Source organism: Kocuria sp. 2SI (genome assembly GCF_005502825.1).
GTDB classification, from domain to species: Bacteria; Actinomycetota; Actinomycetes; order Actinomycetales; family Micrococcaceae; genus Kocuria; species Kocuria palustris.
Window position 1 is genome coordinate 55239 of the sequence record NZ_SCNB01000012.1, and the last position, 21703, is coordinate 76941.

Genomic DNA, 21703 nt, shown 5'->3' on the forward strand with positions numbered 1-21703 from the left:
CGCCGGCGTCTCCGGCTGGGGCCACGAAGATCCCAAGGTCCCCGAGAAGTTCCGCGGCATGGGCTATCACGAGCTCAACGCCGTGCTGAACCTGTACGACGCCGACGGCAACATCCAGTTCGACGCCGATCGCCACGCCGTGCGCCAGTACTTCCTGCAGCACGTCAACGAGAACACCGTCTTCTTCCACGACCTGAAGGAGAAGCTCGACTACCTGGTGGAGCACCAGTACTACGAGCCCGAGGTCCTCGAGAAGTACGACTTCGAGTTCGTGAAGAAGCTGTCCAAGCTCGCCTACGGGCACAAGTTCCGCTTCAAGACGTTCCTGGGCGCGTTCAAGTACTACACCTCGTACACGCTCAAGACCTTCGACGGCCAGCGCTACCTCGAGCGCTTCGAGGACCGCGTGGTCATGGTCGCGCTCTACCTGGCCGACGGCGACCGCGAGCTGGCCGAGCACCTGGTCGAGGAGATCATCTCCGGGCGCTTCCAGCCGGCGACCCCCACGTTCCTGAACGCGGGCAAGAAGCAGCGCGGCGAGATGGTCTCGTGCTTCCTGCTGCGCATCGAGGACAACATGGAGTCGATCGGCCGCTCGATCAACTCCGCACTTCAGCTGTCCAAGCGCGGCGGCGGCGTGGCGTTCGCGCTGACCAACATCCGCGAGTCCGGTGCCCCGATCAAGAAGATCCAGAACCAGTCCTCGGGCATCATCCCCGTCATGAAGCTGCTGGAGGACTCGTTCTCCTACGCCAACCAGCTCGGGGCTCGCCAGGGCGCCGGTGCGGTCTACCTGCACGCGCACCACCCGGACATCAACAAGTTCCTGGACACCAAGCGCGAGAACGCGGACGAGAAGATCCGCATCAAGACCCTGTCGCTGGGCGTCGTCATCCCGGACATCACCTTCGAGCTGGCCAAGAACAACCAGGACATGTACTTGTTCTCGCCCTACGACGTCGAGCGCGTCTACGGCATGCCGTTCTCGGACGTCAACGTCACCGAGAAGTACCACGAGATGGTCGACGACGCCCGGATCACCAAGACCAAGATCAAGGCGCGCGACTTCTTCCAGACCCTGGCGGAGGTCCAGTTCGAGTCGGGCTACCCCTACGTGATGTTCGAGGACACGGTCAACAAGGCCAACCCCATCGAGGGCAAGATCATCATGTCCAACCTGTGCTCCGAGATCCTGCAGGTCTCAGAGCCCTCCACGTACCACGACGACCTCACCTACGAGACGGTGGGCAAGGACATCTCCTGCAACCTGGGATCGCTGAACATCGCGCTGACCATGGACTCCCCGGACTTCGGGCAGACCATCGAGACCGCCATCCGCGGACTCACCAGCGTCTCCGAGCTCTCGCAGATCGACTCGGTGCCTTCCATCCGTCGCGGCAATGAGATGTCCCACGCCGTCGGGCTGGGGCAGATGAACCTCCACGGCTACCTGGGGCGCGAGCGCATCCACTACGGCTCGGAGGAGGGTGTCGATTTCACGAACATCTACTTCTACACGGTGACCTACCACGCCGTGCGGGCCTCGATGCTGCTGGCCAAGGAGCGCGGCTCCACGTTCGTGAACTTCGAGAACTCGGACTACGCGAACGGCTCGTACTTCGACAAGTACACGGAGCAGGAGTGGGCCCCGGCCACGCAGCGCGTGCGCGAGCTGTTCGCCCAGTCGGAGATCCACATCCCCACGCAGGAAGACTGGCGCGAGCTGAAGGCCCAGGTGGCCGAGCACGGCATGTTCAACCAGAACCTGCAGGCCGTCCCGCCCACGGGCTCGATCTCCTACATCAACCACTCGACGGCGTCGATCCACCCGATCGCCGCGCCGATCGAGATCCGCAAGGAGGGCAAGCTGGGCCGTGTCTACTACCCGGCGCCCCACATGGATCAGGACAACCTGGAGTACTTCCAGGACGCGTACGAGATCGGCTACGAGAAGATCATCGACACCTACGCCGCTGCCTCCCAGCACGTGGATCAGGGCCTGTCGCTGACGCTGTTCTTCAAGGACACCGCCACCACCCGCGACGTCAACAAGGCGCAGATCTACGCGTGGCGCAAGGGCATCAAGACGATGTACTACTCGCGCATCCGTCAGCTCGCGCTTGGGGGCACCGAGATCGAGGGCTGCGTCTCCTGCATGCTGTGATGACTTGGACGAAGACGTCCCCAAAGACTTGAGGCGGCCCTGTTGCTGCAGGACCGCCTCAACCTCCCAGGCCGTATGGCCCGGGCGCCGCGTAGGCACCCGACACCATACGCGAGTATCGCGTGTCTCAACAGGAGGCATCCTCAGGTCTGGGTACCTGAAAGGAGAGCTCTGATGGCTCCCTCGAACTACACACCTGGTACGCCCGCTCCCTACAGCGGGCAGTATGAGCTCGTTGGTCCCCGCGGGGGATCACAGGGGGTGGAGATCACTTCCATCCAGGGACGGCCCCTGCCCCCCCTCACCCAAGCCGGGGCAGAGCTACGTCCTCGTGGACGGAACTAACAACGGCAGCGGCCGGAGCGGACGATGAAGCGCGACGACGTCTCTGTCCAGATGAGCGACGCTGAGCGTCGTCAGCTCGAGAGCTCGTTGCGGCGTGGTCTTCGACGAGCAGGCGTCAAGCCCGACTCCGCTGGGATCCGCAGGTCGGCACGTGAGGCGCAGAGACGGGTGAACAAGAAGTAGGGGACCGACGTCCCCTGCGTTCTACGGATGGGGTTTGGGCCACCAGTTGGTTCAAGCCCCATCTGTCGTCGTGCCAAGGAGACACGACCAGCTGCAGTCCCCAGTCGGCCGCGGCGCCGATGCTCCTGGTGAGCGCCGCCACCGTTATCTGGCCGCCGCTTTTGTAGCTACCCGGGCTACAGTGGTTCGGGGCGTCGGGAGACGCCCCCCATTACTTTGAAGCAGACGTCACGTGCGAGGAGTCAGTTCATCATGATGAGCGAGAAGGTGGAGCTCACCCGCCACCACGCCAAGGCCATCAACTGGAACCGGGTCCAGGACCCCAAGGACGATGAGGTCTGGGACCGGCTCACCGCCAACTTCTGGCTGCCCGAGAAGGTGCCGCTGTCCAACGACGTCCAGTCGTGGAACACGCTCACGCCTCAGGAGCAGGACCTCACCATGAAGGTCTTCACCGGGCTGACCCTGCTGGACACCATCCAGGGCACCGTGGGCGCCGTGTCACTGCTGCCGGATGCGGTGACGCTGCACGAGGAGGCCGTCTACACGAACATCGCGTTCATGGAGTCGGTGCACGCCAAGTCGTACTCGTCGATCTTCTCCACGCTGGCCTCGACCAAGATGATCGACGACGCCTTCCGGTGGTCCGAGGAGAACGAGTTCCTGCAGCGCAAGGCCGACATCGTCCTGGACCGCTATGTGGGCGATGACCCGCAGAAGAAGAAGGTGGCCTCCACGCTGCTGGAGTCCTTCCTGTTCTACTCGGGCTTCTACCTTCCCATGCACTTCTCCTCGCACGCCAAGCTGACGAACACGGCTGATCTGATCCGCCTGATCATCCGCGACGAGGCCGTGCACGGCTACTACATCGGCTACAAGTACCAGCGCGCCATGGAGCAGGAGAGCCCTGAGCGCCAGGCCGAGCTCAAGGACTTCACGTACGACCTGCTCGACGAGCTCTACGAGAACGAGATCGCCTACACGGAGTCGCTCTACGACGCGGTGGGGTGGACCGAGGAGGTCAAGAAGTTCCTGCACTACAACGCCAACAAGGCGCTGAACAACCTCGGCTACGAGGCCCTGTTCCCCAAGGAGATGACCGACGTCTCGCCGGCGATCCTCTCCGCGCTGTCCCCGAACGCCGATGAGAACCACGACTTTTTCTCCGGCTCCGGTTCCTCCTACGTGATCGGCAAGGCCGTGAACACGGAGGACGAGGACTGGGACTTCTAAGACCCCAGAGCTTGCTCGAGGCCCGAAAGGGCTGATGGGAGGCCCGGACCTGCAGGTTTCTGCAGGTCCGGGCCTCTTTTCGTGCCTCCATCCGAAGGACAGAGGAGAGCACAGATGAACATCAGTATCCGTTCGGTATGGCACGGGGGTGGCACGAGCGCACCTTCCAGCCAAGCGCGGGGTGGCTCGAAGCCCGAAATTTGGGGGCTGCGTGCCACCAGCTGCGTGCCACAGCGTGCCATTGGGCTCGCGTCGAGGTCCGTAAAAGGCCAGGTGAGAGGCCGGTTTGAAGGGACTGCGCGACCTAGTGGCACGGAGTGGCATGACGGTCCGCGTGAGTCCATTCGCGGCACCTGGAGGGCACGATGAGCACCACGAAGAAGCGTGAGACGGCGCCGAAGCGCGAGACCTGGGGGAGCCTTCGGAAGCTCCCGTCAGGACGGTGGCAGGCGCGCTACCCGGCCCCAGACGGGCAGATGCACTCGGCCCGCACGGAGGACGACAAGCCGTTGACGTTCCTCACCAAGACCGACGCTCGCACGTGGCTCGCCAGCGTGCACACGAAGATCGCGCAGGGAGAATGGGAGCCACCCTCGGTCGTCGCGGCTCGGCGTCGAGCGGAAGCGGAAGCCGAGGAAGCGAGGTCGATCGGTTTCACCGAGTACGCCGAGCGCTGGATCGAATTCATTCGCCTCGAACCGACACGCGGGGGAAAGAAGCGGGCGATCGCCACGGTGCGTTCCTACAAGAGCAAGGTCACCGGATACCTGATTCCCGAGTTCGGCGACACGGAGATCCGACACATTGACCTGGCTCGCATTCGGGTCATGACCCATCGTCTGGATCAGATTCCGGCGCCGCTGAATCCGAAGTCGAAGTTCAACGGCATCACCCGTCCGGTGCTGATCGTGCTCATGATGATCCTGCGACAGGCAGCTCGAGACGGGATTATTCCGGCGGCACCTCCCATTTCGATCCCCAAGCAGGAATCGGTACGGCATGATCACGATCATGATCCAGAGGATGACGTTGCAAGTCCGGAACAGGTCGAAGCCCTCTACGAGGCGACGCCGGATCTGTACTCGATCATGGTCCTGCTTGCCGCTTGGTGCCAGCTGCGCCGTGGCGAGTGCCTCGGACTGCAGCGCCGGGACATCCAGTGGCATGACGACGGAACCGCCACTCTGCATGTGCGCCGGCAGTTCAACGCGAACACGGGCGCTATGTCGGATCCGAAGAGCGAGGCTGGCAAGCGAGCCTTGAGCGTTCCGCGGAACATGGTGGAGCGTCTCAAGGAACATCTGCGAGACAACGTCGCGCCCGAAGCGAAGGCTCCAGTCGTTCCTACCAACGTCCGCGGCAGCGTGCCGCTGTCACACACCAAGTGGGGGCATCTCTGGGGTGACGCCCGCGATACGGCCAAGAGCGTGCCGCCGGGATTCCGGTTCCATGACCTTCGGCACACCGGCCTGACCCTCTTTGCACAAGAGGGTGCGACGCTGGCTGAGTTGATGCGCCGAGGCGGCCATGCTGACATGCGGGTCGTGCTCCGCTACCAGCATTCCACGATGACTCGTGACCGGGAGCTGGCCAATCGGATGAGTGACCGCGTCGATGCTCAGCTTGCCGCCTAGAAGAGCGAGTCAGCAGAGTCCTCCCCGGACACCGATGGACACCTGTGAAGGGAGGGGAACTCGCTAGCTGAAAGGACAAGTGATGGACATTCGCAGTCGATCAGAATCGTCGAGACCCGACTTGGTGTCGTTGACGGAAGCGGCAGACCAGTTTGGCGTCTCGGTCAAGACGCTGCGGCGCAGAATCGCAGACGGAACCATCCATGGTTATCGGGTCGGACGCCTGATCCGTGTTGACCTGGACGAGCTGCATGACCGCCTACTCGTCGAGATCCCGTCGGTGAGATGAGAAAGGCAAGTGAGGGGGCGGGGCGTCTGGGCCCGCCCCCTCACTCGTGCGGCGGGTCGCAAAGTCTCGGATTCGGAACCACACGAGTTCCATCCCATCCAGTTCAGACCAGAGAGCCAGTCTCAATGAGGAGGCGCCGCGATGGCCGGGATCGCCGGGAGCATAGACTCCTCCCCTGAGTAGGAAGACCATCGAACTACTCGTGGACGATCTCGACGGCACGGTGCTCGAACCCGGCGAGGGGACGACAGTCACATTCGGGCTCGACAAGCGGATCTATGAGATTGACCTCTCCAGCAGTCACGCTCAGGAGCTACACGACGCACTGCCCCCTTACTTGCGCGTGGCGCGATCTGTGAAGGGTCAAGCGTCCTCGCGTGCACGTAGCGCGGACACGCGACAGCGCAGCGGTTACAAGCTCAGCGAAATTCGCCGGTGGGCTCAAGAGAACGGGCACGACGTTCCTGCCCGCGGAAGGGTCCCCAACGCCGCCATCGACGCCTACAACGCCGCACACTGAGCCGGACGACCTCGCCGAGAGGGTACGAGCACGATCCAGCGTCGGCACGCCTATCGCGATGCCGTCCCAACCAGATGGCGCAGCTCAATTGGCCGAGCAGGTCACGACGCCGCGGGATCCTTCTGTGGACTCGTCGCGGCGGGGTTTGACTCGTCTCCGTCTGAGACCTCAGTAGTGGCTTGTGCTGCACGTTGACGTTGCACGCGTTCGACGCCGCGTGCATTGGCCAGCAGGACGAGGCTCACCGGACCCATAATCAGGAACTTGAACGCCGACCAGACGCACACGAGGAAGACCAGGTGCAACCACCCGGGCCCGCCGTTGTCGATCGCGACGGTGCACCAGTAGGCGATCGCGAAGTAGACGCTGGAGATGAGCATGGCGGGCACGCCCCACTTTAGGCCGGCGCGCGTGCGGATGAAGTCGAGCAGGATGTTGCTGGGGAGCCAGGCCCGCAGGATCCCGCGGGTACGGATGCTGGTGACGAGTATGGTGCGGAGCATGGCACAGTCCTCCAAAGAGGCGACGCATCTTCGGGAGGGACGTGCCAGGGGCGGTGTTCCCTGACCTGTCAACCACCGCACCCAGAGGATGCGACAGCGTAGCTAACTTGTATCGCCTACGTCACAGTCTACCGACTCGATCACGACGGTGGAAGAGCGACAAGTCCGTGCGGCCCTCGCCGAGTGTGCTCCGTTGCGCGACGAATGGTGTACCTGCCCCGCGAGGGAGGTCATCATCATGCCAGAACACACCGACGGGCAACTCGCCTTCGACTTCGACGCGATGGCCCGTGAGGATGCCCGCGCACGCCTGGACGAATGGGAAGGCGCGCCGCTGGGGTTCACCCGGGACTACTTCACCCCAGCCCGGTTCGATGAGGCCTTCGAGCATTGGAAGTTCCTCAACGGGTCCCTCGGTTCCTGGAAACGCAGTCACATGTGGCATCGCGAGGGATGGAACGGTGGAGGAACCGAGTTCGGTGAGCACCGCGGGGAGATCTTCGGCGCCGAACTCGACCCTGAGGACGGGCACGAGGGCCCCGGCGGCATGCTCACGCAGATGATCTGCGAGCCCTGCGACTGGCACGTGATTGCCGAGGACGACAACACGGCCGTGGAAGCGTGGCACGATCACGCGGTGCCCGGATGGCGTGAGTTGCCGGTCCTCCCGGCAGCGATCCGCGTCCGCGACGGTGGAGCGACGCTGTCGAAGCTGGCGATGAAGTGGATCACCGAGCGCTATCCGCAGCACATGCAGGTCCCCGGCGCACCGATCATCACCGAGCGAAGTTCCTCCGGTACCCGGCACGTGCACCACTACTCGCCGTGGGACGGCTACGACCTCTCCCACACCGCACTCGAGCGCCCCGCCGCCCCGGAGATGTCCTCGCGGGCACCTCGGCGTGAGCTGCCGCCGTTCGTACCGGCCTCGCCGCCCGGGCAGTCCAGGCAGGTCGGTCCTGAGCTGTCCCGGTGAGGCGAGCATGCAAGGAGGGCCGGAACCACTATCGGTTCCGGCCCTCAGACTGTGCGGCGGGTGGGTCAGGTCAGTTCGCCGGTCTCGGGGTCCAGCCGGGCGTAATATTCCTCCTCGGCTTGTTCTCGGCGAGCGACGTCGGAGACGACGAAGTTCACGAAGTCGGCATCACGGTCAGTGATAGCGGCGTCCTCGATCGGTTCTGCCTGCTCCTCACCTGGCCAGACGGTCTGCCGGGTCGGGCGGTCCCGATCCAGCCTGGTCCCCGACGCAGCGACCCAATCGCGCAGTCGCTGCCGGGATTCGGCGAAGTCCCGAAGCCACCCGATGGGTGCGGACCCGTTCTGCTGGGGGTCATAGGCGCACAGCCAGTGGATGTGCAGGGCGCTGAGCTCCCAGACCAACTCCGGATGGCGGTGCCAGTACGGAGGAATCACAGCCGCCGGCAGCCCGAACTCGTGACGCAACCAGTCCACCCACCGGTTGAGCTCCAGCCAGGCTTCTTCGGCCTCCTCCGCACCGAGAAGGTTCCAGTTGACCGGACCCGGCGGCTCGTCCAGCGCCGCGGGCCCACTGGTGGGTGGGGTTGGCGAGTCGGGTTCGGGCTCATCTGGCTCGGGTACAGCTTCTGGGCCGGGAGTGATGTCGTCTTCATCCATGGGATCCTCCTACTGACCCATCGCGACGGTCTCGGGCTGCTGTGCCGGCCGCTCGGGTGCCTCGAACGCCTGGGCACGCTGGGCGGCGACCTGCTCCTGCGTCAGGCCCTCGTTCTGCGAGGCCCGGTCGACGGTGTACGTCGAGCGGGCGGCGTCGTGGCCGATCTTGCGGGCGACGAATTCCTCGCCACCGTGCTGGTGGCCATCACGGTCGTAGGTGTACTCACGCACGTACCCGTCGGCGACGAAGCGATCCCCCTTCTCGAAGGCTTCGGCGGCGTGTTCGGCGGTCTTGCGGTAGACAACGAGATTATGAAAGCTCGGCTCGAGCCGGGTGAACGTGCCGTCGTCTTCGCGCCTGTAGTGTTCGATGCCCATCCGGGCGTAGAACCGGGCGACTCCTTGCTGCCCATAGGTCAACTGTGGGTCCGTGGCGATGAACCCCGAGACCGATGAGCCGGTCTTCATGGCCATGACGCGACCTCCTTCCGGTGTGCGTGGCGACCAGGACTTCTGCTCGCTGCTGGCAGACAGGTGCACACCCAGCACCCGAGAAGTCACAGGCGGCGGTCGAACCCGGCAGGAGTGCTCGCACGTCGAGGTTCTGGAGCAGGCGGCGGGGTCCGGGACGCATCAGCACGCACACCCAGGGCTGGGCGGTGAGCTCGCACGGTTTCGACCGTCAGCTCCCGCTGCCCTCCGGCAGGTTGGTCGGTCGGTGGTGTGCGGTCCGGGTTGTCCTTCTTCCGGGAGGCGGCCAGTTTCTTCTCCACCTGGCCGAGCTTCTGCTCGGCCTCGGTCAGGGCCGCGGCGTGGCGGAAAGGGCGACCGATTCGCTCCTGGGCGTCGGCGAGGGCCTGTTCGGCCTCATCCAGGTCGTTGCGAGCCCGTTCGAGCAGCGTCGGGATGCCCGAGACACGGTTCTCGATCCGCTGGATCACCCCGGCCCCACCGGCCAGGAAGGTCTCCCGTCCGAGGATCGTGCCGCTGCGCGGGACACCGGCCAGGGCGAGTTCAACCGAGGCATCCGCACCCAGGGAAGGCACGGTCGAGACCGTGATGTCGAAGCCACTGATCTGCCCGAGCGTGCCGTAGTCGCGGCTGACGTGCTTCGGCGCCCACGTCAGGCCCTCACGGTGGGCCCATTGGGCCACCGCCTGCCCGGCATCGGTGCGAGAATCCAGGTTCTGTCCGGCTACCGTCATGCGGAAGTTTTCACCAGAGGTGTCCCGGACCTGCCCGGTGGCGTTCTCCAGCCCGGTGATCTCGTCCTGGTGGGCGGTGATGTCCTCGCGGGCGCGGGCACGAGTGTGTTCGAGCATGGACTCGTTGCGGGAGTGGGCGCGTTCGAGGCGGTGGAGTTTGGCGACCTCGGCTTGGATGGTGGAGTGTTCCAGCAGCAGTGGGTTGCCGGAACTGATGGCCTTGGCCTCGGCTGCGGAGAGCTCGGCGGAGTCGATCTCTTCGATCTCACGGGCGTCGAGGGAGCCATGCATGATCTGGGAGATGAACCGCGCTTTACGTTCCACGGCCTGCCACATGTACGCATCGAAGGACTTCTCGGTGACCAGGCGAACGATGCCGACTTCCTCGTTCTGGTTGCCCTGACGCAGAATCCGCCCTTCCCGCTGGGCGATATCCGAAGGCCGCCACGGGCAGTCCATGTGATAGAGCGCCACGGCGCGAGCCTGAATGTTCGTGCCCACTCCCATCTTCTGGGTCGAGCCGACGAGCACGGCGACATGCCCGGCGCGGGCGGCGGCGAAGAGCCGGGCCTTGTCGACATCCGTTTTCGCCTCGTGGATGAACCGGATCGACTCTCCGGGCATCCCACGCAGCACCAGCTGCGCGGCCAGCTCGTCGTAGGCGTTCCACCGATCCGGATTCGGGGTGCCGATGTCAGCGAAGACCAGCTGCAGCGCCCCACGCGCCGCAGCGGGTTCCCCGGTGACGGGATCGAGGTATTCGTTCTCGCGGGTCTGCTCCCAGACACGAGCGATCGTATCGGCGGCCACGTCGACTTTCGTCGGCCCCGACGGTGCATCGTCGAGGACCAGGCGGATATCCAGGGCTGCCTTCCGGCCGTCGGTGGAGATCGTGAGCATGTTGTCCTCACGCGGGGAGACCAGACGCGCGGCGACCTTCTCGGCCCGATCCCCGAGGCTGGCCACGAAGTCCTCCAGCTCCACGGTCGGCTGCACGACCTCTGTGCTCGGGGCGCGGGAGCCGTCCTCGCGCTCGATGATCTCCGGGACCGGCAGTTGCAGGTCGTCGGCGGTTTTCACATCGGCGAACGTGGACCACATCCGCAGCATCTCCGGGACGTTGGTGAACCGGGAGAAGCGGGTCTTGAGCCGGAAGCTGCCCGTTGGGGACATCTCCATGTCTGTGCTCGTCTCCCCGAAGGTCGCCGCCCACGCATCGAAGGCATCCACACCGGCGCGGTCGAGCAGGTCCGGGCGCAGGTACTTCTGCATGACGAAGGCTTCGCTGATGCTGTTTGAGATCGGGGTGGCCGTCATTCCGGTCACCACCCGCTCGTTGCCCTGTGACCGCAGGTAGTTCAGCTTCATGTCCAGGTCGCTGGCGCGCACGGAGCCCTCGATCGCGGCATCGGAGATATTCGATTCTGTGGCCAGGTTCTTGTACATGTGCAGTTCGTCGATGACGAGGTAGTCGATGCCGGTGTCTTCGAAGCACACGCCGACATCGCGGCTGGTGTCCAGGCGTTCCTTGAGCTTGTTCTCCAGGTTGACCAGTTTGCGCTGGAGGCGTTTGACGCTCATCGCATCATCGGCCTCCGCATTCTCCAAGACGCGCCGCAGGGCGAACACCTGGCCCCGGATGTAGTCCTGCTGAGTGCTCTGGCGCAGGGCGATCTTCGAAAACGCCGACTGGGTCAGCAAGATCCCATCCCAGTCATTGGCCGCAGCACGGGCCACGAACGCGCGGCGCTTATCGGCGGTGACATCCTTGCTCGAGGCCGCCAGGATCCTCGCTTGGGGGTAGATCTGGAGCCATTCGGAGCTGAACTGGGCGAGCATGTGGTTCGGGATGACGATCAGGGGCTTGTTGATCAGGCCCATCCGGCGCATCTCCATCGCGCCCATGATCGCCTCGGCCGTTTTCCCGGCGCCGACTTCGTGGAAGAGCCCGGTGGAGGGTTCGGCGATCATCCGGGCGACCGCTGCCCGCTGGTGCGGGCGCGGGGTGAAGGTCTCGGCCACTCCCGGCAGGCTCAGGTACTCCCCGGCGGCGGAGTAATCGCGTAGGACGATGTTGTTGAACCGGCTGTTGTACTCATCGACCAGGGTCTGGGCGCGTTCGGGGTCTTCCCATACCCATTCGGAGAATCGGGCTTGCAGCTGCTCGGCCTTCTCCTGGGCGGCGGTGGTTTCGGTGGCGTTGATGACCTGTTGGGGTTTGCCGTCGGGGCCCTCGATCTCGTCTTTGACGATGATCGCTTTCTGCTCCATCAGCGATTTGGCCAGGTCCGGGGCCGGCCGGCGTTCAGTGCCCCATTCGCTGGTGGACTGTAGGCCGCCGCGTCCGCCGCGGACTTCCCACATTCCCGGCAAGGGGTTCTCCACCTTCACCTGCTCGGTGCGCAGGACCTCGTTGAGAAACTGCTGGTGGATGGCCGGGCTGATCCACACTGCCCCGAACCGGGCCGTGATGTCCTCCACCCCCAGGTCCTCCGGTTGCACAGCCGTGAGCGCGTCGACGTTGGTCTGGAACTCAGGAGCCTCGCTGACGCGGTCCTTGGCCTGGGCCAGCTTCTGGCGCACGTCACCGCTGAGGTATTCCGGGGCGTGGACGAGGGTGTCGGTGGCCGGATCGGTGAAGACCAGACCGTCCAATGCGGTGCGGGTCTCGTCCTCGGCCATGCCGAGCATGTCCGCGATCAGGGTCAGGTCGATGCCACCGGTGCGGTCCAGGCTCAGCGCGACCGCGTCGGCCGGGGTGTCGGCACCCTGGACTTCGGCACGCGGGGCGACGACGCGGCGGGTGAGGATCGTCGCCGGAGTCGCGGTCTGAGTGGAATCGTCGAACTCTTCCAAAGCGGTGACCAGCGCCCCGAATGGGTCGGTGCGTAGCAGGCGCAGCGGGGTGGGCATGACCCGGGCGTAGGTCTCCTCCCCGCTGTCATTGGTGCGCCCGGTTCTGCGCACGGTGTAGCGGTTCAGCGGCCCATACGTGCCGAGGTATTTCCGGTAGTCCCGGTGCAGGTTCTCCCGAGTGGAGGTGATCTCCTCGGTGTCATCAGCACTCGCGGCTTCCAGCTCCAGTAGTCGGGTCGCGCTCTCGCGCAGCCCGAGCAGGGCACGCATCTCACCGGTGGCGTTCTTGGGAACTTTCAGCGGCTCGATGGCGGCTCCGTTGACAGTGCCGAAGCCGCCGTCGTCGGTGGCGACGATGGTCCCATCCCACCGTTCCGGTGCCGTGCCGGTTGTCGCGACCGGCGGGGCGTCGCCGACCGGGGTGGTGCGCTCGGTCATCGTCAGGCCAGCTCGGCGGGCGGTGAAGGTGATCTGCTCGAGGGCGGTGTGCAGGTCCGCGGCGACGTGGTCGAGGTCCCCGGTCACGCTCAGCGTCTCGGCGCCGTACATGCCATGGCTGGTGCCCAGGGTGCCCAGCACGTGCTCAGGGTGTTCATCGAAGTACCGGTTGATCTTCAACTGATGGCCGTCGAGGGTGATCGGGGTGACGGTCTCCCACAGGTCATCAGCCGCTGGCTGGTCCTCTTCTCGGCGGCGGAGGATCAGCAGGTCGGTGATGGCGTCGGTGCCGGCTGTGCGCCGGTGGGTGCCCGTCGGCAGGCGCACTGCGCCCACGAGGTCGGCTAGCTGGTTCATCTCTCGCCGAGCTCCGGGGTTCTGAGCATCGAGGGTGTAGTGGGAGGAGAGCACCGCGACCAGGCCACCGGGACGGGTCAGACGCAGGGATTTGAGGATGAAGTGGTTGTGGATCGACTGCCGGGTGGGGTTGTCGATCGGATCGTGGAGGGTGACTTTGCCGAAGGGGACGTTGCCGACGGTGGCGTCGAAGCCACCGCGGGCCAGGCGGGTGTCGGCGAAGGACTCCGCCCGGATCTCAGCGTGCGGGTAGAGGCGGCTGCTGATGGCCGCGGTGACCGGGTCTAGTTCGACCCCGGTCATCTGCGCGGCCGGTGGGGCCAGACCGATGAATGTGCCAGACCCGGAGCCGGGTTCCAGAACCCGACCGCCGGTGAAACCCAGTGAGCCCAGCGCGGTCCAGATTTCCTCGGCGACGTGCGGGTCGGTGTAGTGGGCGTTGATCGTCGTCCGGGCCGCGTCATGCCATTCCTGGGGTGAGAGGAGGGCGCGCAGTTCCTCGCGTTGCTCCGCCCACTGCTCGTTGCGGGGATCGAAGGTCTCAGGCAGGGCACCCCAGCTGGACCACCCGGCCAGCACCGCCTGTTCCTCAGCGGTGGCTGTGCGCTGCTGCTCGTCGAGCGCGCGAGCCAGGGTCAGAGCATCAACGTTCGCGCGAAATCGTGCCCGTGCGCCGCTGGGCACCCCGGTATGGGTCCGCGGATCGAACCGGAGGGTCTCGGGGGCGGGAGTTAGTGGACTTCGCGCAGGAACCGCACGCTCGCGGCTTCCTTCAGCACGCTCTGGTGCTCCTTCGCGTACTGACCCGGGATCTCCGCCGTCATCAGGCCCTCGAGGAACCAGACCGGTAGAGCCCAGTCCTTGGCCTTCTGCTCCAGCTCCACCGTCGTCGGTGCCAGGTCCGGGGCGTCCTGGATCCTCTCGGCCCAGCTGATCAGATTCGAATCCGCCGGCCGGGTCTGCTCCCACTCCTCGCGGGCCTCGTCGATCGACAGGCTCGGGTCGTGCATCCAGACCAGTTCGTCCATCACGACCTCCTCGGCGATCCTGCGCGCCGTCATCCGACGCGACACCTCCTGCAAGTACCTCCGATTCTCTCGCGAAGAGCCCGCCATCGCCAGGGGCCCGAAGCGACTGCTCTCCAGCTGACTGGCCAGCAGGCTGACCTGAGTCGCGATCTGCTCGCCCAAGTCCGTGAAGAACGTCTGCTGGTCCTCGATCTGAGCCAGCCTCTGCGGGGCGTGCTGGGCCCAGCGATCCTGGGCTTTCCGACCGTAGTGGTTCATCTGCGTCTTCTCCCTCCGGCATCGCCGGCTCGACCGCGGCCTCATCGGCTTCGGCGTCGAGTGGCGTGCGGTCGTTGTCGATCTGGGTCTGTGCCTCAGTCTCGGCGGTACCCCACAGGTCGAATTCCAGCTGTCCGGGATCGGGCTTGCGGCTACGCCGTGCCATAGGGGCCTCCTCTCAGCACACCGCACCCCAGCCACCACCTGGTGCGGTGGTGGAACTGGGGTGGGGTGGATAGGTCAGGTGTCATCGGTGGTCTGCAACAGGGACTCGATCTCGCCCCGATCACTTGCCAGCTGCTTCCCGTCCGTCCGGTCGGGCCAGCGGCGCAGGTCCGTGATGATCGGCGGGGCCGAGCGCAGTAGCGTCACCGCAGTCCCGAACGGCAACAGACGAATGCGCTCTGGCGGTAGCACCGAGACCCTGCGGATCGAGCGCTGGTTCGATCGCGACCCGTGGTCACCGAGGGAGACGCTGTCGGTGAACTCGTCACGCTCGCCGATGAGACTGCTGAGGTCTTGGAGGTCCTTGCTGTTGGAGGCTCCGCCGAGGATGATCTTGACGATCGCGGCATCCCAGATGGCGTTGGCCTGGTGCTCGTTCCAACGGTCGCGGGCCTGAGCCAGGGACTGCAGGACCGGCATCGTCGTGATACCGGTACCACCACCTTCAGCCATGAGCGTGGGCAGAGAGGGCAAGGGCGCAAGGTTCGCGATCTCGTCCAGGGCCAGCAGCATCGGTGGGTCCAGGCGTGCTCCCGGTGCGCGGGCCGCCATACGCCGGGCGGTCTCGATCAAGTCCTCCACCAGTGCGGCCACCAGCGCAGCACTGGCACCGGCCCCGGAGCCGGTGGCCAGCAGGTACAAAGTGCCCGCCTCGCGCAGGAACGACTCCGGGTCGAAATCCTCCCCAGGCCGTGGTGAGACGGCATCGAGCACGCGCGGGTCGGCCAGGGCACTCAGCGACAGGCTCACGCCCTGCCAGATGGAGTCGCGGGTGCGCGGGTCAGCATCGATCATCGACTGCAGGGAGTCCGCCCACCCACCGGCTGCCTGGGGAGAGTTGGTGAGGATCGCTACTGCATCGCTGGCAGCACTCGGGTCCAGCGTCCAGCGGAAGAGCTCCTCCGGCGGGCGGGAGTCGATGGCAGCCGCGTGCAGGAGGGCCTGCAGGGCCGAGCGGGTCTTGCCCTCCCAGAAGCCACCACCTTCGACGCCGCCGGAGCTCAGCCCGGTCGCCGCGGCCAGACCGTTGGCGCGGATCATCGCTGTCAGCGGGTCGGCGCAGCCGCGAATCGGTGACCAGCGCAGCCCGGCCGGCAAACCCTCCGCCAGGTGCTGAGGGTCGAACACCGCGACCGGGCCGATGCGCTTGCGAGCCCGCAGGGTCGCGGTGAGGTTGTCCGGGCGGGTGCTGGTGGTCACGACCGCGCCGGGGGCGTCGAGGATGGCGTTGATGACTACATGGAGGCCCTTACCGGAGCGGGGTGGGCCGATGAGTAGGAGGGAGTCTTCGACCGAGGCCCAGACCTGCTTGCCGTGCGAGGTGCCCAGCAGGTAGCCGACATCCTCTGGTTTCGGATCTTCGACCGAGGGGCGCAGGTTCCCAGCACGGCCCAGCAGGGCTTTGGGCGAGGTGGCGTGGGCGAGATCCTGGCGGGTGGCGACCCCGGCCAGACGCCGGGGGTCCTTCTCCACCCGGAGGCTGCGCCGCCGGATCAGCGTCCACACCCAGGTGATGCCCGCGGCGACCAGGGACAGCAGCAACGCCGCGATCAGCCAATACACGACCGCGTTCAATCCCTCGGCCTCCAGCGGTGCGCCAGGGTCCAGGGGGTGGACGAGGACAAGCGCGCCGGAGGCCGGACCTGCCTGCGGCTGGGCGGTGCCGGTCACCACGGCGGTGATGGTGCCTGCCAGGCGGAGGATCAGAGCCACGGCGAAGAGGCCGATGAGCCCGATGATCGCGAATGTTGTCAGCTCATCACCCAGGGACCCGGTCTGGCGTCCGGCCGGGGAACTCACGAGAGTGCCCGTACCGCGAGGGTGCCCGAGGCTCGCCCGAGCAGGATCACCTCGCTGATGTCCAACCCGTCAATGAGATCGCGGTCGAGCTCGGCGCGGACCTCTCCGTGTTCACTGGACTCGGTCTGCCCGGTGATCACCGCCACCGCGACGCTCTCACCGGCCTTGAACCCGGCCCTGGCCGCCGTGATCTCCACCCGGTCTGCCACCCCGGCATGCGTGGCCGCCACCGGTGACTTTTCCTTCTCGTCGGTAGTGGTGTCCGGTGCGAGGTCCGCGTCAGGGTCCAGGGGGTCCGGAGCCGGAGTGCGGCGGATGATCGCCGGGACGATATCGGTGAAGGTGGACCCGTCGTTCTCGTGGACCTCGACCCGCACCGGCAACGCCCGGTCCTGGGAGGCCGCGTCGATGATCTGGACGAACGCACCACGCCGCCATACCCCGAAGTCAGGTGGGGGCGGCAGGATCGTCTCGTCGACGGTGACGGTGATCGTCCCGTCGTCATGGACATCGAGGACGACGGAGGGCATGGATACCGGCGGGCTGGTCGGGCTGGAATTTTTGCTCATGCCGGCAGGTGCACCCGCGACCTCACACCCCACCACGTGCAGACCGACGTGAGGCCCGCCAGGGACAGTCCTGGCGGGCCTCAACGGTCACAGGCGATGACCTGGCGGGTGCGGATCGGGGCCAGCTCGGCCGGTCGCTGCAAACGACTGAGCGCGCAGCGTCTGGGCGCGCACCGAGCTCGCCCAGGCCCGTGCCTTGCTGATGAGTGTGTCGACCTCGGCGGCCTGGACGCGGCCCTGATCGCGGACCTCCCACACCCCGCTCCCATCGGGACGGCTGCCGAGTTCCTCGGCCCTCCATGACCATGAGGTCGGGAGCCGGTCAGGATCCGACCAGTCTGTATCGGTGTACTGCTCTTCGATGGCGAAGCGGGCCTCGTTGTCGGGCCGGTAGAACACGAAATGCCCGCCACCGAACGTCTCAGGATCTTCATCGACCAGATGAACGAACCGGCCATAGTCCCCATGGATGCTTTCGAGCCCGGCACTGAGTCGGTCCATGAAGCCGCTCAGGCGCTCGCGCTCCGGGTCAGTTTCGGAGCTCACTGTTGGTCCTCATCGAGAGAGTCCGGGCCGGGATTGATCCCGGCCGCGCGGGCACTGGTGTCCCACAATTCCATCTCGGCGGGGTGGAGCTGGTGTTGCGTGACGAAGGATCTCGAGGCGATCTTCCATAACCCCTGCCCGACCCCGAGGGTCGGCAGCAGGGCCTGTTCGGTGCCGGACAGGCCCAGGGCCTTCGCGGTGGAGCCGAGCTGGTCGGCCTCCTGTCGGTAGATCACCCGAGTCTCGGCGTTGGCCAGCAGGGAGTTCGCGATCGAGCGCATCGCCGAGCCCTGATCGCCGACGGCTTCCAGGTCGGAGATCCGGTGGAAGAGCATGAGGTTGGCGATCCCGTAGTGGCGGGCCAGCCGCCAGTGCGAGTCCATCCGCCGCAACAGGGGTGGATGGCTCATCATCCGCCACGCTTCGTCGTAGACGCACCAGCGTTGCCCGCCCCGGGGATCGAGCAGGGCGGCTTCCATCCACGCTGAGGAACATGTCATGAGCACGCTCATCAGCGTGTTGTTCTCCGTCACCCGCGACAGGTCCAGGCTGATCATCGGCAGCGTCGGGTCGAAGACCTCCGTCGAGGGCCCGTCGAAGAGCCCTGCGAGGTCTCCGACGACCAACCGGCGCAGTGCGTGGCCTGCGATGCGGCCGTCTTCGGCCAGACGTCCGTCGGTGTCATCGGCGGGGTTGAGGATGTGGTCGACGACCATGGGCAGGATCGGCGTCGTGTTCTCCCGCACGGTCGCTGCCAGGGCGGTGTCGATCGCGGTGTGCTCCAGCGGGGTCAGCGGCCGGGTGAGCACCGTCTCGGTCAGCGCCCCGATCAGGTCTCGGCGGCGGGAGGCGACGGTGGAGGACCACTCGGAATCGGTCATGCCGCTGGGCCGGTAGCCCTCATCCAGAGGATTCAGCCGACTCGGCAGGCCATGGCCCAGAGCGATAGCGCGTCCACCGACCGCCTGCGCGACCAGGGTATGTTCTCCCTTGGGGTCACCGGGGACGTACACCCGCCGCCCGAACGGCAGACTTCTAGTGTAGAGGCTTTTTGCCAGGGCTGACTTGCCCGAGCCGACGATGCCGGCAACGACGACGTTGGGGGCGGTGATCACGCCGCGGGCGTAGAGCACCCACGGGTCATAGACGAACGAGGCACCGGAGTAGAGGTCCTGACCGATGAACACCCCTTGACTACCCAGACCCCCCTCGGCCAAGAAGGGATAAGCCGCGGCCAGGCTGGCGGTGGTGTCTTGGTGCCGCGGTAGTCGGAACCGGCCCGGGGTGCGCAGCGCTGCCGGTCCCGGTGCCCCGGAGGCCGGCAGGTACGCCCGGGCCCGGCGTTCGGCGCGTTCGGCCTCAGCACGGGCTTTCGCTTCGGCCATGTGCTGGCGGTTCTGCTTGGCCTGGATCGCGGTGGCTGCCGCCCGGCGGGCCTTACGGGAGCGGCGCCGTTCGGCGGCAGGGGCGACGAGCACGGAGGTGTGCAGCCGCTCATCATCCTCCCGGCTCATCGGCCCAGCCCTCGTGCGTGCTTGACCGCGGCGACGCCGGGGTGTTCGAACCAGGAGCTGTCCCGCCGCGACGACGATGTCGACCCGGACGGCGCAGCAGGGCTCCGCCCGGCAGGTGCCTGGCGCGGGGCCGGCTTGATCACTGGGCGCGGGAAGCCCGGCACATGATCCGCAGCAGTGGGAGCGGAAGCAGGGGGTGCGTCGAGGGCATCCTCGGGCTCGGGGGTGAAGGTCCGGTAGAGGCCAACGTGGCCGAGGTCGCGGTTGTAGACCATCGTGTAGCCCTCGCCGGTCGCCGTGCGGTCCAAGGCTCGTGTCGGCGGGGTGGTGTAGACGTAGCCGTTGGTCAGAGCGGCGTCAGTGGTTTCGGCACCGGCGTCGAAGCCCTGCAGGTGGCCGATCGCGGCGTCCTCACCCTCGGCGTCGATGAGCTCGATAACCTCATCGGCGTCCTGGCCTTGGAGGAAGACGACACTGAGCCACTGCGGCTCCGGTTCCGGGGCTGGCTGCCAGGCGATGAGATGGGCGTGGGTACTGGCCCGATCCATGCATGCTTCGACGTCATCGAGGAGGGTGACGGCCTCATCGATCGCATCGGCGGTGGCGAAGGCATGGGCCTCACCGGTCTTGAAGTCCCCGGCGTCGGTGCTGGCCCGGTCGATGTAGTACACGTGCGTCTGGGCCAGAGCCTCGAGAGTTTCGCGCAGGCGTCGGGTGGTGGCCAGCAGGTCACCGACGATGCCGGGCATGGTCTCGGGACGGTGGATGGCGTGGATGGCGTGGGCCAGGCCGCGGGTGGCCTCGGCAGTCTCAGCGGCATCCCGGGTGGGATCAGAATAGGTCGGCATGATCAGCTCTCCTGAGTCGAGGGTGGACGCCCCGGCCGCGGGGCTGGGGCGGGGATGGCAAGGAAGTGCGCGGGCGCGGGCTCAGACCCGACGGCACAGCGGCAGGGCCGCAGCGGTAAAAGCGCGAGCCTGTTGCCCGACCAGGCGTCGGGTCTCACACGAGGCCTGGATCGCTGCTTGTTCGAGGGCAGCCAGGTCTCGGTCGAGGTCATCGAGGGTTTCGGCCGAGACAGAGATCAGACCCGTGTAGCGCACGACCCCGTGACCGGCGGTCAGATCGGCTTCTTGCTGGAGCACGTCCTGGAATTCGGCGCTGTGCCCGGCATCTTCGATCTGCCCGATCCGGGCCCGCTGGGCCCGGTCGGAGATGTACTCGACCTTCTTCTTGCGGATATCGCGGGCGGCCTGATCGGTGCGCAACGGGGTGCAGATCAACGAGAACGCCCGCTGGATACCCGTCGAGAGCAACACCGGTGAGAGAAAACCGGGGTGGACCATCGCCCGGGGCCACTCGCTGATCCACAGCACCGCGTGGAAGGCAGAGTCGGTGCGCAGGTGCCCCCAGCGTTCCGTCACCGCGACCGGGCCAGCGGTGGCCAGGTCCTGACCGATCTCACCATGGCGTTCCAAGGTCGCAGCGATCGCCGGGTCGTAGGCCGAGCGCAGGATCACCGCGATCTGTCCGGTGCTCAACCAGTCGGCGAAGGACAGGTCCGCCGCCCGTAACGCTGAAGCGAGGGTAGACATGTCCTGGCGGAGAATGTTCGCCGCCCCGCGTAGCCCACCGCCGGCGGTGCGGATCTGCCGGGCGGCGTGCTTCATGTCCAGGCTCAGACTCAGCGTGGTCGCATGCCGCTCCCCGGCCGGGCCTGCCCGGTCGATGAGCTCGGCGTAGGTCGTCGCCGCCCACGACCCGTCATCGCTGCCGTGCGCGGCCCACCATTCGGCCAGACCCTGCCCGGAGTCGGGCAGGGTGCGCTCCAAGACTTGGAGCTGACTGATCCGGCCTGAGCGGCAGATCGTGGCCAGCACGCGACCCCAGGATTCGACGCGACGGTTCTGCTCGACCGGATCCAGCAACACGAACGCCGGATGAGACAGCTCGATCATCACCGTCAGCGTCGCCGCCGTCGGATCGTGGATCATGCCCGCCCCGGTCTCAGGATCGGAGTACTCGCGCAGCCGGGCGGCATCACCGGGCAGGGCCAGGGTGCCTGTCGGGCGGGGCATGACGATCCGTCGGCGGTAGATCAGCTGGCCCATGCTGACCCGCCACACCCACCAGCCGGCGATCGGCACCCATTCCACAGCCGGGCGGCCGGCAACGGGAATCCATGTCAGCGCCGCACCCAGGACCCAGATCGGAGCGGTGAGCAGGAACAGGACCCCGCCACCGCCATAGAAGGAAGCGACCAGACTTGCCCCGGCGATGCCGAGGGTCACCAGCTGGGAGGCCGAGAGTCCGAGCAAGACACCCCGGCGGGTCAGCCGGCTGAACTTCGCTGGCACCAGCTCGGTCCCAGTGGTTTCGGTGGAGGTTTCCGTGGACATGA

17 protein-coding genes are annotated in these 21703 nt (G+C 66.3%); 6 read left to right on the forward strand and 11 right to left on the reverse strand.

The window, feature by feature from the left end:
* Positions 1 to 58: 58 nt before the first annotated feature.
* The 5 genes from nrdE to FFS25_RS08535 all read left to right on the forward strand — a co-directional run bounded on the left by nrdE (position 59) and on the right by FFS25_RS08535 (position 6368).
* On the forward strand, positions 59 to 2164 hold the full coding sequence (nrdE, locus tag FFS25_RS08510; protein ID WP_137802610.1) for a class 1b ribonucleoside-diphosphate reductase subunit alpha: 2106 nt from the start codon (positions 59 to 61) through the stop codon (positions 2162 to 2164).
* Positions 2165 to 2947: 783 nt separating this feature from the next.
* Positions 2948 to 3925 (forward strand): class 1b ribonucleoside-diphosphate reductase subunit beta, encoded by a 978-nt coding sequence (gene nrdF, locus FFS25_RS08520; RefSeq protein ID WP_040560293.1) that lies wholly within the window; start codon positions 2948 to 2950, stop codon positions 3923 to 3925.
* Between the two features lie 365 nt (positions 3926 to 4290).
* Entirely contained in the window at positions 4291 to 5559 is a 1269-nt protein-coding gene (locus tag FFS25_RS08525; protein WP_137802572.1) for a tyrosine-type recombinase/integrase, read from the forward strand.
* Positions 5560 to 5641: 82 nt separating this feature from the next.
* Entirely contained in the window at positions 5642 to 5848 is a 207-nt protein-coding gene (locus FFS25_RS08530) for a helix-turn-helix domain-containing protein (protein ID WP_169797999.1), read from the forward strand.
* Positions 5849 to 6038: 190 nt separating this feature from the next.
* Positions 6039 to 6368: a histone-like nucleoid-structuring protein Lsr2 gene (locus FFS25_RS08535; protein WP_283957209.1), complete on the forward strand. Its 330-nt coding sequence runs from the start codon at positions 6039 to 6041 to the stop codon at positions 6366 to 6368.
* A 101-nt stretch (positions 6369 to 6469) separates the two neighbouring features.
* Here FFS25_RS08535 and FFS25_RS08540 read toward each other — a convergent pair whose 3' ends face one another.
* Complete coding sequence (locus FFS25_RS08540) at positions 6470 to 6871, reverse strand: sulfate permease (protein ID WP_249933832.1); 402 nt, start codon at positions 6869 to 6871, stop codon at positions 6470 to 6472.
* 238 nt (positions 6872 to 7109) lie between these two features.
* On the opposite strand from FFS25_RS08540, the gene FFS25_RS08545 reads away from it, so the two are divergent.
* The gene (locus FFS25_RS08545; RefSeq protein ID WP_137802574.1) at positions 7110 to 7847 is read left to right on the forward strand and encodes a DUF6349 family protein; all 738 of its coding nucleotides are present in this window, start codon (positions 7110 to 7112) and stop codon (positions 7845 to 7847) included.
* Between the two features lie 65 nt (positions 7848 to 7912).
* On the opposite strand, the gene FFS25_RS08550 is transcribed toward FFS25_RS08545, so the two are convergent.
* The 10 genes from FFS25_RS08550 to FFS25_RS08595 all read right to left on the reverse strand — a co-directional run bounded on the left by FFS25_RS08550 (position 7913) and on the right by FFS25_RS08595 (position 21701).
* Positions 7913 to 8506, reverse strand: a complete 594-nt coding sequence (locus FFS25_RS08550) for a hypothetical protein (protein WP_171004150.1) — start codon at positions 8504 to 8506, stop codon at positions 7913 to 7915.
* Positions 8507 to 8515: 9 nt separating this feature from the next.
* The gene (locus FFS25_RS08555) at positions 8516 to 8980 is read right to left on the reverse strand and encodes a single-stranded DNA-binding protein (RefSeq protein ID WP_137802575.1); all 465 of its coding nucleotides are present in this window, start codon (positions 8978 to 8980) and stop codon (positions 8516 to 8518) included.
* A gap of 83 nt (positions 8981 to 9063) precedes the next feature.
* Positions 9064 to 14046, reverse strand: coding sequence for a helicase-like domain-containing protein (locus FFS25_RS08560; RefSeq protein WP_137802576.1), 4983 nt, complete (start codon positions 14044 to 14046; stop codon positions 9064 to 9066).
* 47 nt (positions 14047 to 14093) lie between these two features.
* Positions 14094 to 14648, reverse strand: a complete 555-nt coding sequence (locus FFS25_RS08565) for a hypothetical protein (RefSeq protein WP_137802577.1) — start codon at positions 14646 to 14648, stop codon at positions 14094 to 14096.
* A 240-nt stretch (positions 14649 to 14888) separates the two neighbouring features.
* A complete protein-coding gene (locus tag FFS25_RS08570) occupies positions 14889 to 16673 on the reverse strand; it encodes a type IV secretory system conjugative DNA transfer family protein (protein WP_137802578.1) in 1785 nt (594 codons plus the stop codon).
* The gene (locus tag FFS25_RS08575; protein WP_137802579.1) at positions 16670 to 17203 is read right to left on the reverse strand and encodes a hypothetical protein; all 534 of its coding nucleotides are present in this window, start codon (positions 17201 to 17203) and stop codon (positions 16670 to 16672) included. The genes FFS25_RS08570 and FFS25_RS08575 overlap by 4 nt, the downstream gene beginning before the upstream one ends.
* 126 nt (positions 17204 to 17329) lie before the next feature.
* Positions 17330 to 17788: a hypothetical protein gene (locus tag FFS25_RS08580; RefSeq protein ID WP_137802580.1), complete on the reverse strand. Its 459-nt coding sequence runs from the start codon at positions 17786 to 17788 to the stop codon at positions 17330 to 17332.
* Positions 17785 to 19302, reverse strand: a complete 1518-nt coding sequence (locus FFS25_RS08585; protein ID WP_137802581.1) for a putative type IV secretion/conjugal transfer ATPase — start codon at positions 19300 to 19302, stop codon at positions 17785 to 17787. The genes FFS25_RS08580 and FFS25_RS08585 overlap by 4 nt, the downstream gene beginning before the upstream one ends.
* Positions 19299 to 20150 carry a hypothetical protein gene (locus FFS25_RS08590; RefSeq protein WP_137802582.1) on the reverse strand — a complete coding sequence of 284 codons (852 nt, stop codon included), beginning with the start codon at positions 20148 to 20150 and terminating at the stop codon, positions 19299 to 19301. The genes FFS25_RS08585 and FFS25_RS08590 overlap by 4 nt, the downstream gene beginning before the upstream one ends.
* Positions 20151 to 20231: 81 nt before the next feature.
* Entirely contained in the window at positions 20232 to 21701 is a 1470-nt protein-coding gene (locus FFS25_RS08595) for an SCO6880 family protein (RefSeq protein ID WP_137802583.1), read from the reverse strand.
* Between the last annotated feature and the right edge of the window lie 2 nt (positions 21702 to 21703).

Excerpts from the sequence above, each read along its gene's own strand:
- FFS25_RS08595 (WP_137802583.1), bottom strand. The coding sequence starts at position 21,701 with ATGTCCACGGAAACCTCCACCGAAACCACTGGGACCGAGCTGGTGCCA.
- FFS25_RS08540 (WP_249933832.1), bottom strand. The coding sequence starts at position 6,871 with ATGCTCCGCACCATACTCGTCACCAGCATCCGTACCCGCGGGATCCTG.
- FFS25_RS08590 (WP_137802582.1), bottom strand. The coding sequence starts at position 20,150 with ATGCCGACCTATTCTGATCCCACCCGGGATGCCGCTGAGACTGCCGAG.
- FFS25_RS08525 (WP_137802572.1), top strand. The coding sequence starts at position 4,291 with ATGAGCACCACGAAGAAGCGTGAGACGGCGCCGAAGCGCGAGACCTGG.
- FFS25_RS08545 (WP_137802574.1), top strand. The coding sequence starts at position 7,110 with ATGCCAGAACACACCGACGGGCAACTCGCCTTCGACTTCGACGCGATG.
- FFS25_RS08575 (WP_137802579.1), bottom strand. The coding sequence starts at position 17,203 with ATGCCCTCCGTCGTCCTCGATGTCCATGACGACGGGACGATCACCGTC.
- FFS25_RS08555 (WP_137802575.1), bottom strand. The coding sequence starts at position 8,980 with ATGGCCATGAAGACCGGCTCATCGGTCTCGGGGTTCATCGCCACGGAC.
- nrdF (WP_040560293.1), top strand. The coding sequence starts at position 2,948 with ATGAGCGAGAAGGTGGAGCTCACCCGCCACCACGCCAAGGCCATCAAC.
- FFS25_RS08530 (WP_169797999.1), top strand. The coding sequence starts at position 5,642 with ATGGACATTCGCAGTCGATCAGAATCGTCGAGACCCGACTTGGTGTCG.
- FFS25_RS08585 (WP_137802581.1), bottom strand. The coding sequence starts at position 19,302 with ATGAGCCGGGAGGATGATGAGCGGCTGCACACCTCCGTGCTCGTCGCC.
- nrdE (WP_137802610.1), top strand. The coding sequence starts at position 59 with ATGGGCTATCACGAGCTCAACGCCGTGCTGAACCTGTACGACGCCGAC.
- FFS25_RS08550 (WP_171004150.1), bottom strand. The coding sequence starts at position 8,506 with ATGGATGAAGACGACATCACTCCCGGCCCAGAAGCTGTACCCGAGCCA.
- FFS25_RS08565 (WP_137802577.1), bottom strand. The coding sequence starts at position 14,648 with ATGAACCACTACGGTCGGAAAGCCCAGGATCGCTGGGCCCAGCACGCC.